11 protein-coding genes are annotated in these 14455 nt (G+C 70.0%); 6 read left to right on the top strand and 5 right to left on the bottom strand.

Annotated features, from left to right (window positions below):
* Window positions 1-35: 35 nt before the first annotated feature.
* The 3 genes from tldD to ABD104_RS20775 are packed head-to-tail and all read right to left on the bottom strand — an operon-like array spanning window position 36 to window position 6484.
* Window positions 36-1496 (bottom strand): metalloprotease TldD, encoded by a 1461-nt coding sequence (gene tldD, locus ABD104_RS20765; RefSeq protein ID WP_087837093.1) that lies wholly within the window; start codon window positions 1494-1496, stop codon window positions 36-38.
* Window positions 1497-1545: 49 nt separating this feature from the next.
* Window positions 1546-2361 (bottom strand): carbon-nitrogen hydrolase family protein, encoded by an 816-nt coding sequence (locus tag ABD104_RS20770; RefSeq protein ID WP_343928123.1) that lies wholly within the window; start codon window positions 2359-2361, stop codon window positions 1546-1548.
* A gap of 55 nt (window positions 2362-2416) precedes the next feature.
* Entirely contained in the window at window positions 2417-6484 is a 4068-nt protein-coding gene (locus tag ABD104_RS20775; RefSeq protein WP_343928124.1) for a YhdP family protein, read from the bottom strand.
* A 164-nt stretch (window positions 6485-6648) separates the two neighbouring features.
* Between ABD104_RS20775 and glnE the strand changes: the two genes are divergently transcribed.
* The 4 genes from glnE (at window position 6649) to ABD104_RS20795 (ending at window position 11980) form a co-directional block, all read left to right on the top strand.
* Window positions 6649-9426, top strand: a complete 2778-nt coding sequence (gene glnE, locus ABD104_RS20780) for a bifunctional [glutamate--ammonia ligase]-adenylyl-L-tyrosine phosphorylase/[glutamate--ammonia-ligase] adenylyltransferase (RefSeq protein ID WP_343928125.1) — start codon at window positions 6649-6651, stop codon at window positions 9424-9426.
* A gap of 203 nt (window positions 9427-9629) precedes the next feature.
* Entirely contained in the window at window positions 9630-10196 is a 567-nt protein-coding gene (locus ABD104_RS20785) for a VOC family protein (protein WP_343928126.1), read from the top strand.
* The gene (locus ABD104_RS20790; protein ID WP_343928127.1) at window positions 10193-10936 is read left to right on the top strand and encodes an IclR family transcriptional regulator; all 744 of its coding nucleotides are present in this window, start codon (window positions 10193-10195) and stop codon (window positions 10934-10936) included. The genes ABD104_RS20785 and ABD104_RS20790 overlap by 4 nt, the downstream gene beginning before the upstream one ends.
* A 60-nt stretch (window positions 10937-10996) precedes the next feature.
* Window positions 10997-11980: a Bug family tripartite tricarboxylate transporter substrate binding protein gene (locus tag ABD104_RS20795; protein ID WP_087837099.1), complete on the top strand. Its 984-nt coding sequence runs from the start codon at window positions 10997-10999 to the stop codon at window positions 11978-11980.
* Between the two features lie 21 nt (window positions 11981-12001).
* Here ABD104_RS20795 and ABD104_RS20800 read toward each other — a convergent pair whose 3' ends face one another.
* Window positions 12002-12352, bottom strand: coding sequence for an AzlD domain-containing protein (locus ABD104_RS20800; protein WP_343928128.1), 351 nt, complete (start codon window positions 12350-12352; stop codon window positions 12002-12004).
* The gene (locus ABD104_RS20805) at window positions 12349-13095 is read right to left on the bottom strand and encodes an AzlC family ABC transporter permease (RefSeq protein WP_087837281.1); all 747 of its coding nucleotides are present in this window, start codon (window positions 13093-13095) and stop codon (window positions 12349-12351) included. The genes ABD104_RS20800 and ABD104_RS20805 overlap by 4 nt, the downstream gene beginning before the upstream one ends.
* A 211-nt stretch (window positions 13096-13306) precedes the next feature.
* Between ABD104_RS20805 and ABD104_RS20810 the strand changes: the two genes are divergently transcribed.
* On the top strand, window positions 13307-14227 hold the full coding sequence (locus ABD104_RS20810; protein ID WP_087837282.1) for a branched-chain amino acid transaminase: 921 nt from the start codon (window positions 13307-13309) through the stop codon (window positions 14225-14227).
* Window positions 14228-14242: 15 nt separating this feature from the next.
* The gene (locus tag ABD104_RS20815; RefSeq protein WP_087837101.1) at window positions 14243-14440 is read left to right on the top strand and encodes a zinc-finger domain-containing protein; all 198 of its coding nucleotides are present in this window, start codon (window positions 14243-14245) and stop codon (window positions 14438-14440) included.
* Window positions 14441-14455: the final 15 nt, after the last annotated feature.

The following is a 14455-nucleotide window of genomic DNA, read 5'->3' on the forward strand; positions in this document are numbered from 1 at the left end:
TCGGCCGCCGCCGGGCCTTCCCCAGGCGCGGCCGCTCAGGCGGTGCCGCCCACCGTCAACCCTTCCATCCGCAGCGTGGGCTGCCCCACCCCCACCGGCACGCTCTGTCCATCCTTGCCGCAGGTACCCACGCCGGAATCGAGCTTCATGTCGTTGCCGATCATGCCGACCCGGGTCATGGCATCCGGGCCGTTGCCGATCAGCGTCGCGCCCTTGACCGGATAGGTGATCCGGCCGTCCTCGATCATGTAGGCCTCGGAGGTCGAGAAGACGAACTTGCCGTTGGTGATGTCCACCTGTCCGCCGCCGAAGTTGACGGCATACAGGCCGCGCTTGACCGAGCGCACGATTTCCTCGGGATCCTTGTCGCCGGCCAGCATGTAGGTGTTGGTCATGCGCGGCATGGGCAGGTGGGCGAACGATTCGCGCCGGCCGTTGCCGGTCACCGCCGTCTTCATCAGCCGCGCGTTCAGCGAGTCCTGCATGTAGCCGCGCAGAATGCCGTCCTCGATCAGCACGTTGCGCTGCGAGACGTTGCCTTCGTCGTCGATGTTGAGCGAACCCCGGCGGCCGGGGATGGTGCCGTCGTCGACCACGGTCACGCCCTTGGACGCCACGCGCTCGCCGACGCGGCCGGAGAACACGCTCGACCCCTTGCGGTTGAAGTCGCCTTCCAGCCCGTGGCCCACGGCCTCGTGCAGCAGGATGCCCGGCCAGCCCGAGCCCAGCACCACGGTCATCTCGCCCGCCGGCGCCGGACGCGCCTCGAGGTTGACGAGCGCCTCGTGCACGGCATGGTCCACGTACTGCTGCAGCAGCTCGTCGCTGAAATAATCGAAGCCGGTACGCCCGCCGCCGCCGCCGTGGCCCACTTCGCGCCGCCCGTCCTGCTCGGCGATCACGGTCAGGGACAGCCGCACCAGCGGCCGCACGTCGGCGGCCAGGCGGCCGTCGCTGCCGGCCACCAGGACGACGTCGTATTCGGCCCCCAGGCCGGCCATCACCTGCACCACCCGCGGATCCTTGGCCCGCGCCATGCGCTCCACCCGCTCGAGCAGCGCGACCTTGTCGGGAGCCGGCAGCGAGACCAGCGGATCCTGCGGCAGGTAGAGCGAACGCCCCTCGGTGGGCCGATAGCCGCTGGCCACCTTGGCCCGGCCGGCGCCCTGGCGCGCGATGGTGCGCACCGCGCGGGCCGACGACAGCAAGGCATCCTGGGACAAGGAATCCGAATAGGCGAATGCGGTTTTCTCGCCGCTGAGCGCGCGCACGCCCACGCCCTGCTCGATGGAGAAGCTGCCGGTCTTGACGATGCCTTCCTCCAGGCTCCAGCCTTCGCTGCGGGTGTACTGGAAGTACAGGTCGGCATAGTCGACCTTGTGGGTGAAGATCTCGCCCAGCGCGCGGGAGAGATCCGCCTCGTCCAGGCCCCAGGGGTCGAGAAGCAGGGATTTGGCGATGGCCAGGGACTGGATGTTCGGTTCTACGAGTTGCATGGATGGGTGATCAGGAAATCGTTGCGAAACGCGGCAGGCGCCACGGGGTCTACAGTACACGATGGCGCAGCGCGGGCAGCGCGGCGCGCACCTCGGCGATGCGGGCGGGATCCAGCAGGCCGTCGACCACGCCCGGGCCCTCGGGCAGCACGGACTGCACCGCGCCCCAGGGGTCGACCAGCATCGCGTGGCCCCAGGTCCGGCGCCCGTTGGGGTGGGTGCCGCCCTGCGCCGGCGCCAGCACGTAGCACTGGTTTTCTATCGCGCGGGCGCGCAGCAGGATTTCCCAATGCGCCTGGCCTGTGGTGTAGGTGAAGGCGGCCGGCACCAAAATCAAGTCCACCTGCCCCAGCGCCCGGTACAGCTCGGGAAACCGCAGGTCGTAGCAGGTGGACAGGCCGACCCGCCCCCAGGCCGCGTCGAAGCCCACGGGCGAGGCGCCCGGCCGGATGCTCAGCGCCTCGTCGTAGGACTCGGCGCCGCGGCGGAAGTTGAACAGGTGGATTTTGTCGTAGCGCGCCAGCGCCGCGCCATCGGGGCCATAGACGAAGGCGGTGTTGTAGACCCGGTCGGGATCCGGGCACTCCAGCGGCAGGGTCCCGCCGGCCAGGTAGATGCCGTGCCGGCGCGCCTGGGCGGACAGGAACGCCTGGACCTGGCCGTGTCCCTCGCGTTCGCGGATGGCCACTTTCTCGCGGTCGCTGCGGCCCATGAAACAGAAATACTCGGGCAGGGCCACCAGGTTGGCGCCCCGGCCGGCGGCTTCGGCGATCAGGGCTTCGGCGTCGGCGAGGTTGCGCGCCACGTCGGGGGTCGAAACCATCTGGATGGCCGCCACGCGCACGGCGGGGTCGGAAGCTGTCATGGGCGGGGGTTCCTGGCTGTGTGTTGCACGGGCATGCGGCTATTGTCGCGCAGAATCACGGCGGTGGTGCCGCCGGCTCGGCCACGGGCGGTGCCGTTTCCTTGCCCGCCGCATCGACCTTGGTGCTGCCGACCTTGGCCACCTGGGGGTCGGTCCAGGTGCCGGTGACCTCGTACTGGTAGGCCAGGACCTTGGACAGCGGATCCTTCAGCAGCAACTGGGCCAGGAACACGCTCAGCCCCACCGCGGGGTTGACCGCCAGCCCGTACAGCAGCGAGGCGGCGCCGGCATCTAGCTTGGGCACCACCACCACCTGCAGGCGCTGGGTCTCGTGCGCCAGGTCGGCATCGCCGGCGATGACGACGGTGGCGTTCACGCCGTTCATCTTGAAATCGTCGGTATGGGCCACGCCGTTGGCGATGGCCGCGTGCGCCCGTATCGTGTCGTAGGCGAAGCCTTCGCTGAAGATATCGCGGAAATCCAGCGTCACCCGGCGCGGCAGCGATTGCAGCGACAGCACGCCCAGCAGCTTGGCGATGCCCGGCTCGGCCTTGAGGAACTGCCCCTTGTCCAGCGACAGCTCGACCTTGCCGGACAGGCTCGCCAGGTCCAGCGTGTAAGGCAGGCCCCGCCACGATACCTGCGCCGACATGCTCCCCGTCCCGCCCGCCATGGCGCCGTGCACGCCCATGCGCTCGAGGAACTTGCCGGTGTCGGCCAGCTTGAGCACCGCGTCGAGCGACATCGCGCGCCGGCCTCCGGGGCGGGCGCCGGTTTCCAGCTTCCAGACGCCCGAACCGTCCAGCTCGGCGTCCGGGTTTTTCACGTTCAACCGGCGCAGCCGCCATTCGCGGCCCCGGTCGGAGCTCTGGGCCAGCACCTCCAGCCGTCCCAGCGCCTTGCCGAACAGTTCGAAGCGCTCGGCCACGAGATCGATTTCCGGCACGTCCTGGTCATCGGCGGCGGGCTCGTCCAGCGCGTCGCCGCGATCCGCGTCCTCGGTCTCGCTGTCGACCACCAGCCGCGACAGCCGCGCGCTCAGGCGGTTGGGCCCTTCGCCGCCGCGGGTTTCGGCCCATGACAGGCGGCCGGCCAACTGGGCCGACTCGACGTCGGCACGCCAGTTGGCGTTGCCGCCTGTCTCCTGCCGCACGGCGTACAGCGTGACCTTGTCGAGCTGGCGGCCATGCACGCGCAACCCCGGGGTCGACAGGCTGATGCGGTTCAGGGGAATGTCCGCGCCCCCGCCCTGGCCGGCCCCCGCCGCCGGATCCCTGGGCGGCTCGAACTCCGCGGCCACCTTGCGCAGTGCGTCCACGTCGACCTCTGGCAGGGAAGCGCTCACGCTCAGCCCCGGGCCGCCGATCGTGGCCGCGCGGTTGATGCCGATGGCCCCCCGCACGGCGGCCACGGTGCCGGCGGACGCGTAGTCGCGTTCGACGTGCAGGTTGACGGCGGGCCCCAGGCTGCCGGCGAACCAGTCCATCCGGGGCTTGTCCGCCGTGGCGGCGTTTCCGCTCCATTCCAGCCGCGACGGGCGCGCTTCCTGCGCGGTCTTGCCCAGCGGCGCGGGCAGGTCGGCCGCCAACCCCACCAGGTCGGACTCCACCAGCACGGTGGGCGTCTTGCCGGGCGGGATCCGCACCGAGGCCTTGTAGGCCGTGCGGCCGGACAGCCGCGCCATGCCGGGGGCCTTCCACCAGAAGCCCAGCGCCGCGGCCGATGCGGAGCCCTCGGCCCGCAGCAGGTCCGTGCCGTCCGGCTGCGGGCCGCCGGACAGCTTCAGCGGGCCGTCCAGAGCCATGCCCGCCACGTTGCGCAGGGCGATGCCATGCTGGTCGAAGGCCACCGTCCCGGTCAGCCGCGAGAAAGGCGGCACGGCGGGCGCCAGGGAGAAATCGTTGCCCGACAGCCGGACCTCGCCCTTGACCTGCACCTCGGCATGGCCGGGATCCGCGTCATGGTGGTCGAGCGGAATGCGCAGGGACAGGGGCACCACGAAGTTGCCGCTGGCGGAGGCGTCGTCCAGCGCACCGCCTATCATGTGTCCCACCGGCGAGCGCTTGACGAAGGCCAGGAACGCCGGCGCCGCTCCGCGCGTCTCGCCATCGATCTCCAGCAGCGGCCCATGCTCGAGGTTGGCGATGGCCGCGCGCGTGCGCCCCATGGCCACGGTGGTCGCGCGGTCCACCCGCACGCGGCCTGAGCGGACGTCCACGCCCATCGACACCCGGTCGAACACGAGATCCCCCGCGAGGTCTTCCAGCCGGGGCCAGAACTCGCCTCGCGCCAGGGGTTCGGGCAGGTAGTCCAGGGTCACGCCGCTGACCTTGCCTGCCACCCGGAACTCCCCGGACTTGTCCGCGCCGTAGGGAAAGGTGTCCAGGTCGCCGCGCAGGCGCACGGCCACATTCTCGGCCTGTCCCGAGACCAGCGCATGCTGGAGCCAGGTCCGAACGTCCGCGCCGACCACGATGGGGATGTAGCGATGGACCTCGCGCACGTCGGCGCGCGCCAGCGTGCCCCGCAGGTCCAGGGTGCCGGCGGGCCCGCGGCCCTGGCTGCTCCAGTTGCCGCTGAAACTGCCCTCCACGCCGCGGCGGCTGAAATCCAGGCGCTCGACGTCGACCGTCCAGGCGCCGTCGGCCCCCTTGCGGGCCGCGGCCCGGACATCGAAGACGTCCATGGGCAGGTCGGGCTCGGCGAACACGCCCGGAAAGCGCAGCACGGCGTCGCGCGCGTGGACGTCGACGCGTCCGCCCTGCGCGTCCACCTCGATGCTGCCCCGCAGGTTGGAGAACCCCGGCCGTTGCGGATGGTGGCCATCGTTGACCGCCGGTTCCGGCGCCGCCGCGATCGACAGCCCCGAGAACGCCGCGCGCCCCGACACCCCGGTGGGCTGCGCGGGCGCCCCCTGCCAGCCCAACCGCAGTTCGTCGATCCGGCCCTCGGGCCGCAGCTCGGCCAGCTTCTCGCGCGCCGCCGCTGGCAGGGGCAGGCGGTCCGCCAGATGCAGGCCGGTCGCGAGATCGAATCCGTCCACCTCGAGCTGCGTGGCGGGCGGCGTGCCCTGGCGCCCCGGAGTCCAGGTGGCGGCCAGCCGCTGGGGATGCAGCGCCAGGCCATCGGCGGTCGCCGCGTCCAGCCCGGCCAGGTCCAGCTGGTAGCCGCCGCCGGCCACCGGGGACAGCTCGGCCCGGCCCGCCAGCCTAGCGATGTCCAGCGGCGGCAGGTCCGGCCCGAGCTGCACGCTCAGGTCGCGCAAGGCCAGGCGCGCGCTGCCGGAGCGGATTCGTCCACGGTCGTAATCCATCCAGGCCCGCAGGTTGCCCGCGCCCTGCCGAGGCTCGCCCGGCAGGTCCAACCAGGTCCGCCATCCCGCCAGGTCGACGCCGTCCAGCGCCGCGTACAGCGACCCCCGCCATTGCTGCGGATCGGAGGCGTCCAGCGTGAACCAGCCATGCGTGAAGTCCGCGCGCACGTCCAGCATGGACCCCAGCGCGGCGGGCGGCTCGGCCCTGAGCGCGGCACGGTGGTGGCGCCCGGTGTTGCGCATCACGAAGGCCACGTTGCCGATCTCCAGCGGCGGCGCCTCCCGCCGGGCATCGTTCCACCGCAGGCGGGCGCCGCGTACCACGACCTCGCGCTGGGCCAGCAGCCAGTCCAGGCCTTCGCGCGATCCGCCCCGGGCCTGGGGATCGACTTCCCAGCCGGCGATCCAGTAGCGCCCCTGCCCATCGCGGCGCGCCTCGAGTTCGGGCGCGTCGAGCTGCAGGCGCAGCAGGCGCGGCTCCAGCACCAGCAGGCTGCGCCACGACAGGATGGCCGACACGCGAGGCAGGACCAGCCCGGACTGCCCGGAGGCATCCGACACCTGGACGGAGGACAGTTCGAAGCTGGGATGCAGGCCCAGCCATTCGGCATCGATTCGGCCTATGGTGACCGAGGCCCCGATCGCGCGGCCGACCATGCGCTCGATGCCCGGCCGGTAGTCGTCGATGGCGGGCAGCACGGCGTAGCGCACGACCACCAGGGCAACCGCGAACAGGAAATAGGCGGCCAGGATCACCCAGACCAGGGGCCGCACCACGAGGCGATAGAGATAGGCTAGGTCGATATGCACGAAGAAACGGCGGAACGCAGTCGTTCCGTCGAAGCGGCCGCTGTGGCCTGGATGGATGAATCGGGAAAATGAAAGCTTATACCGCCCCGCATGTCTTATGCTGGCTTATGCGCAAAACTTCTTCGTGGCGCACAATTCTGTAACGTACTGCCACAACTTTCGCCATGACAGACACTTCGCTGCTCACCCCCGCGCTTTCCTGGTCGGGCCACCTGCGCCGACGCATAGACGCCCAGCCCGACTACGGACGGTGGCTGGCCGACGCGATGACCCGGCCGGTCGACGTCCAGGCCCTGGCCGCCTGGTTCGACGAATTGTGCACGGCCCGGGGCGTGGCCGCGGCCGGCCCCCTCCCGGTGGCGGACTGCCGCGCGGTGCTGCGCAGGCTGCGCGAGCGCGTGTTCTGCACCGTCATGGCCCGCGACCTGGCCGGCCTGGCGCCGCTGGAGGAGGTCGTGGGCGCCATGACCCGCCTGGCGGACCTGGCCATCGAGCAGGCCTACCGCAGCGTGGCGGCCGAACTGGCCGAGGTGCACGGGATTCCGCGCGAGGCCGCCTCCGGCCTGCCGCAGGAAATGCTGATCGTGGGCATGGGCAAGCTGGGCGGCGAAGAACTGAACGTCTCGTCCGACATCGACCTGGTCATGCTGTACGGCGACGAGGGCGAGACCGACGGGCGCAGGCCCATCTCCCATCACGAGTTCTACGGCAGGCTGACGCGGCGCATGATGCCGGTCATCTCCGAGATCGACGCCGACGGCCACGTGTTCCGCACCGACCTGCGGCTGCGGCCCGACGGCGATGCCGGACCGCTGGCCTGGAGCCTGGACGCCTTCGAGAACTACCTGGTCTCGCAGGGACGGGAATGGGAACGCTATGCCTGGCTGAAGGCGCGGCGCATCGAGGCCCAGGCGTTCGAGGGCAGCGACCCCGCCAGCCAGGCGGCGCAACTGGAGGCGCTGCGGCGGCCTTTCGTCTACCGCAAGTATTTCGACTTCGATGCGCTGGCGGCGCTGCGCGCGCTGCGCGAGCGCATACGCGAGGACTGGAACCGCCGCTCGTACAACGGCACGGGCAGCCAGGCCACGCAGGCCGACAACGTCAAGCTGGGCGAAGGCGGCATCCGCGAGATCGAATTCGTGGTCCAGCTCTCGCAACTGATACGCGGCGGCCGCACGCCGACGCTGCAGGAGCGCGGCCTGCTGGCCGCGCTGCATGCCGAGCGCGAGGCCGGCCTGGTCCAGCCGGAGGATGCCGTGCGCCTGGAGGCCGCCTACCGCTTCCTGCGGCGGGTCGAGCATGCCCTGCAATACCGCGAGGACCAGCAGACCCACCTTCTGCCCCAGGACGACGAACGGCGCGCCGAACTGGCCCGCGCGCTGGGCTTCGACGACCCCGCCGGCTTCGAGCGCACGCTGACCGCGCACAGGGAATTCGTCGAAGCCACCTTCCGGGGCGTCTTCGGCCAGAACGAAGGCGATCAGTCACCGGGGGACCGCGGCGCGGCCGACCCCGAAGACGAACTGGTCGCGCGCATACGCGCGACCCTGCCGGCCGAGGCCGACAGCCTGCTGCCGCGCGCCTCGGCGCTGCTCGACAGCCCTCGCATACGCAGCCTGCCCGACAACAGCCGGCGGCGCCTGGCCGCCCTGCTGCCGGCCGCCGTGGACGCCTGCGCCGGCACCAAGGCGCCCGCCGCCGCGCTGGTCCGCATGTTCGGGCTGATCGAGCACATCGCCCAGCGCAGCGCCTACATGGCGCTGCTGGCCGAGTATCCCGACACGCTGGCGCGCGTGGCCCGCATCTTCGCGGCCAGCGACTGGGCCGCGGGCTACCTGACCCGGCATCCGCTGCTGCTGGACGAGCTGCTGGACTGGCGCACGCTCATGGTGGAGCCCGACCTGCCCGCCATGGCCCGCAAGCTCAGCGACGAACTGGATGCCTGCGTGATCGACGGCACCGGCGCGCCCGACGTCGAGCGGCAGATGAACCTGATGCGCGACACGCAGCGCCAATGGGGCTTCCACCTGCTGGCGCAGGACCTGGAAGGCCAGTTGACGGTCGAGCGGCTGGGCGACTACCTGTCCATGGTCGCCGACATCATGCTCGAGGAAACGCTCAAGCGCGTCTGGTACAGCGTGTCCAGGGACGAAGGCCGCACGCCCGCGCATTTCGCGGTCATCGCCTATGGCAAGCACGGCGGCAAGGAGCTGGGCTACGCCTCGGATCTCGACCTGGTGTTCCTGTTCGACGACCCGCGCGAGGACGCCGGCGAGATCTACGCCCGCTTCGGCCAGCGCATCCTGTCATGGCTCGGCTCGATGACCGCCTCGGGGCGCCTGTACGAAGTGGACCTGCGCCTGCGCCCCGACGGCCAGGCCGGGCTGATGGTGATCTCGACCGAGGCCTTCGAGCGCTACCAGAAGGAGCACGCCTGGCCCTGGGAGCACCAGGCCATCACGCGCGCCCGCTTCGCCGCCGGGGATCCCGAGGTGGGCAGGCAGTTCGAACGCATCCGGCGCGAGGTGCTGCTGATGCCGCGCGACGCCCGCCAACTGGCCGACGAAGTCATCGCCATGCGCCGCAAGATCAGCGAAGGCCATCCCAACCGCACGCCGGACTTCGACCTCAAGCACGATCCGGGCGGCATGGTGGACGTCGAGTTCGTCACCCAATACCTGGTCCTGCTGCACGCCCGCGAGCACGAGATCCTGGTACAGAACCTCGGCAACATCGCATTGCTGCGCCTGGCCGCCGAAGCCGGCCTGATCCCCGCCGACCTGGCGCGGCGGGTGGGCGATGCCTATCGTACCCTGCGGCGGGAACAGCACGCGCTGCGCCTGCAGGACGTGGAAAAGGCTCGCGTGCCGCAGGAGGCCCTGACGGCGGAACGTGCCGCCGTGATCGAACTGTGGGAACAGGTGCTGGGCCCCCGTTCCTGAGATCCCCGGGGGCGTCGTCCCCCGTCTTCCCCTTCCCCCGATTCCCGCCGCTTCCCGCCGGAAGCGGCACGCGGCCGCTCGCCCGCTGCTCCGCCCCACCTAGGGTTTCACACAGGTCTTATTTTTGAGTTTTTTACGTAATATGCAAAAAACTCGAATTTCAATGGCGATTATTCGCCACATATCAGATTATATTTTCCATCATGCCCCAAAGACCCGGTCTTTCCTTCAGCCACGTCGGCATCTTCGTCACCGATATCCAGCGGATGGCCGATTTCTATTCGCAGGTCCTGGATTTCACGATCACGGACCGTGGCATGCTCGACGGCCCCCATGGCCCGATCGAACTGGTGTTCACCAGCCGCGATCCGGACGTCCACCACCAGATCGTGCTGGTGTCCGGGCGGCCCGCCGATCTCCGCTTCAACGTCATCAACCAGTTGTCGCTGATGGCCGACTCGCTGGAAACCCTGCAGCGCTACCATCGCCGCCTGGTCGGCGCGGGCGTCGCAGAACTGGCGCCCGTCACGCACGGCAACGCGCTGTCGCTGTACTGCCGCGACCCGGAAGGCAACCGGCTCGAGCTGTACATCGACACGCCCTGGTACGTGTCGCAGCCCATGCGCGTGCCCATGCCCATCGAGCTGCCGCCGGCCGAACTCATGGCCTGGGCCGAGCGGCACGCGCGCGCCCTGCCCGGCTTCCGCAGCCGCCAGGACTGGCGGGCCGACATGGCCCGGCGCATGGGCGTGGAGCAGGCGCCCGCATGACGGAAAGCGCATCCAGCCTGGGCCGCATGCTGACGCTGCTCGATGCCTATACCCACGAGCGGTACGCCTGGACGGTGGACGACCTGGCCAGCCACTTCGGCTTCACCCCCTCGTCCACCTACCGCTACGTCAAGGAACTGTGCGCGGCCGGATTGCTGATACGGCTGCCGCGCGGCATCTACGTGGTAGGCGCGCGAGTAGTCGAGCTCGAGGCCCTGATCCGCGAGACCGACCCAGTCACCCGCGCCGCCCAGCCCATCCTGCGCGACCTGGCGCAGGAAACCGGCTGCCACGTGCTGCTTTCGAACGTCTACGGCGAGCACCTGCTGAACGTGGCGCACGAAGCCGGCGTCGAGCCGCTGGAATTGACCTACATGCGGGGCAAGAGCCTGCCCTGGTTCCGCGGCGCGCCGTCGCTGTCGGTGCTGGCGTTCTGGCCGCGGGCGCGGGTACGCAGCCTGTTCGAGCAGACCCACCCGGACGCCGGCGAGCAGGCCTGGAACGCCACCTGGGCCGGCCTGAAGGCCATACGCAAGGCGGGATACGCCATCAGCCACGCCGGGCTCGATCCCGACGTCATCGGCTACGGCGTGCCCGTGATGGCCGAGGATGAAGTCATCGGAACGATCTCGCTGGTCTGTTCGAAACAGCGGGGGGAGTTCCTCAACGGCGCGGCCCTGGGGGCCGTGCTGCAACAGAAAAGCCGCGAGATCTCCGCCCGCCTGCAGGCGGCGGACTGAGCGGCCACACGCGCGCCTCGACGGGGCCGCACGAAAACGGGGACGAAGAGGAGACCCACCATGCATGACACGATCACCGGCCGCCGCCAGGCCCTCGCCGCCGCCGGCATCCTGGCCGCGGTACTGGCGGGCCCCGCGCACGCGCAGACCACCTACCCCAACCGGCCGATCAAGCTGCTGGTCGGCTTCGCGGCCGGAGGCGGCAGCGACGTCGTGGCCCGGCTGGTCGGCAAGGCGCTGTCCGAGCGGGTCGGCCAGCCCGTCATCGTCGAGAACCGCGCCGGCGACGGCGGCAACATCGCCTCGGCCCAGGTCGCCAAGAGCGAGCCCGACGGCTACACGCTGGTCCTGATGACCAGCGGCCACGGCACCAATGCCGCCATGCGCAAGGACCTGCCCTTCGAGCCGGTCAAGGGTTTCAGCTGGATCTCCACGATCACGACTTATCCGTTGACGCTGGCCGTGGCGCCGTCCTCGCCGATCAAGTCCTTCGACGACTTCGTCCGCCGCATCAAGACCGAAAAAGACCGCTACACCTACACCTCGGTCGGCGTGGGTACCGCCATGCATCTCGTGGGCGAATGGATCATGGCCGAAAGCGGCGGCAGCGCGCTGCACGTGCCGTTCAAGGGCGGCGCCGGCCCGATGACCGAACTGCTGGCCGGACGCGTGGACGTCATGATCGACACGATGACCAACACCGCGCCGCTGTTCAAATCCCAGCGCGTGCGGCTGCTGGCGACCACCGCGCCCAAGGGCGTGCAGGCGCTGCCCGGCGTGCCCAGCGTGGCCGACACGCTGCCCGCCGTCGTCTTCGAATCGTGGCTGGGCATCGCCGCGCCCGCCGGCACGCCCGCCGACGTGGTCGCGCGCCTGAACCGCGAATTGCGCGCGGTGCTGGATACGCCCGCCGTGCACCAGCAACTGGTCGACTGGGGCGGTTCGCCGCGAGCCTCCTCGCCCGACGAATTCCAGGCCCGCGTCGAGAACGACATCCGCCGGCTGCGCGCCGTCGTGGTCCAGCGCAACATCCAGGCCGAATGAAAGAAAAAGGGGCGCGGGCGCTCAGCCCGCCAGCCACCTCAGCAGCCACAGCATGACCATGCCCGCGCCTATCATGGCGATCGTGTTGCGGGTGGCCACCATGACCGCCACCGCGATCACGGCCGCCAGCGCGCGCCAGTCGAACACCGGCAGGCCGCCCGGCGCCCATGGCAGCAGGTCCGGCACGATCACGGCCGCCAGCGCCGCGGCGGGCGCATAGCGCAGCGCCCGCCTGACGCCTTCGGGCAGGGGCACGTTGTCGCCCAGCAGCAGGAAGCCGGCGCGCGTGAGCACGGTGCACAGCGCCAGCGCGATGATGACCAGCCAGACGTACAGGGAATCGGATACCGGCGGCAGGGTGGACGGACTCATGCCCCCGCCTCCTTGCGGCGCTCCAGCGCCCGCTCCGTGGCCACGCCGGCCCAGACGCCCGCCACGACGGCCAGGACCAGCCCCAGCCGCAAGGGCAGCGGCTGGCCGGCCCACCCCACCAGGGATGCCGCCCCGACCGCCGCGGCCACGGGCCAGCTCGCGACCATGGGCACCACGATCGCGATCAGCGCCAGCACCGCGGCGAACTCCAGCGACCACGACTGCGGCACCACGGCGCCCAGCAGGATGCCGGCCACCGAGCACACCTGCCAGGTCAGCCAGTTGCCCACCGCCGATCCCAGGAAGAACCAGGTCTGCTCCGGCGTGCCCTTGACGGCGGCATCGCCGTAGCGGGGCATGAACAGCACGAAGCCGATGTCGCTCGTCAGGAAGCCCAGTCCCAGGCGGCGCCAGCGCGAGTAGCGGCGGAAATACGGGTGCAGCGCCGCCGCGAAGATCACGAATCTCAGGTTGACCACGCAACCCGCGGCGAACACCAGCCAGACCGGGGCGCCCGCCACGATCAGCGGCAGGGCGGCCAGTTGCGCGGAGCCGGCGTACACCAGGAAGGTCATCGCCAGCGCCAGGGTCTGGCTGAGGCCGATCTTGACCATGGCCACGCCGCTGACCATGCCCCAGACGCCGATCGCGATCGTGGTCGGGGCCAGCGCCTTCAGGCCCGCGACGACGGCCGCCCGGCGCTCCTGGGGGGACAGACCGGGCACTGCGGCGGACGGGCGCATGGCGGACATGGGATCGGGGGGAACGGCGGCGGGCTCCCGGCGAAGGCCGGCCGGGAAGGAGTAAAGTTATGGCTCGCAGCTATTGTAAGTGATTACCCGAATCTCCCTGGATTCCCGGGAAGCGGCGGGCGTGGACCCCTGCGCGCCCGCTTCGCCGCTGGATCCTGTCGCAGATTGGTACAATATCTGGTTCATTTCGGAGATCCCCATCATGTCGATGTCAGACCGCGACGGCTTCATCTGGTACGACGGCAAGCTCGTGCCCTGGCGTGAAGCCAACACCCATGTGCTCACACACTCTCTGCACTACGGGTTGGCGGTATTCGAGGGTGTGCGTGCGTACAAGACCGACATCGGAACCTCGATCTTCCGGCTCAAGGAACACACCGACCGCCTGGTCAACTCGGCCCACATCTACCAGATGCAGATCCCGTACAGCCGGGAAGTCCTGATGGAAGCGCAGAAGGAAGTGGTCCGCGTCAACAAGCTGGAATCCTGCTATCTGCGTCCCATCGCGTTCTACGGTTCGGAAAAGATGGGCGTCTCGCCCAAGGGCGCCAAGGTCCACGTGGCGGTCGCCGCCTGGGAATGGGGCGCCTACCTGGGCGCCGAGGCCCTGCAGAAGGGCATCCGGGTCAAGACCTCGTCCTATGCCCGCCACCACGTCAACGTGACCATGCCCCGCGCCAAGCTGGCCTCCACCTACGCCAACTCCATCCTGGCGAACCTGGAAGCCACCGAGGACGGCTACGACGAGGCCCTGCTGCTCGACACCGAAGGCTTCGTGGCCGAGGGCTCGGGCGAGAACGTCTTCATCGTCAAGGACGGCGTGCTGGTCGAGCCCGAGATCGCCTCGGCCCTGACCGGCATCACGCGCTCGACCATCCACAGCCTGGCCGCCGACCTGGGCATCAAGGTCGTCACCAAGCGCCTGACCCGCGACGACATCTACATCGCCGACGAGGCCTTCTTCACCGGCACGGCGGCGGAAGTCACGCCCATCCGCGAGCTGGACCGCCGCAAGATCGGCGCCGGCCAGTGCGGTCCGATCACGGCGCGCCTGCAGCAGGCCTTCTTCGACCTGGTCGCGGGCCGTAACGCCAAGTACGGCCACTGGCTCACGCACGTTTGATCGGGAGGAACGGCCATGACCACCGAAGCCGCCAACGCCATCATCGAAGTCGATGCCGATGCGCTTCCGCTTTCGTGCCCGGGGCCGCATACTCCGCTGTGGAACATGCACCCCAAGGTATTCCTGGACATCGGGACGACCGGCGAAGCGAAGTGCCCATACTGTGGCGCCGAATACCGTCTGAAGGACGGCGCCAAGGTACATCATCACTAAATCCCCCCGGGCGCT

Source organism: Pigmentiphaga daeguensis, from assembly GCF_039523035.1.
GTDB classification, from domain to species: Bacteria; Pseudomonadota; Gammaproteobacteria; order Burkholderiales; family Burkholderiaceae_B; genus Pigmentiphaga; species Pigmentiphaga daeguensis.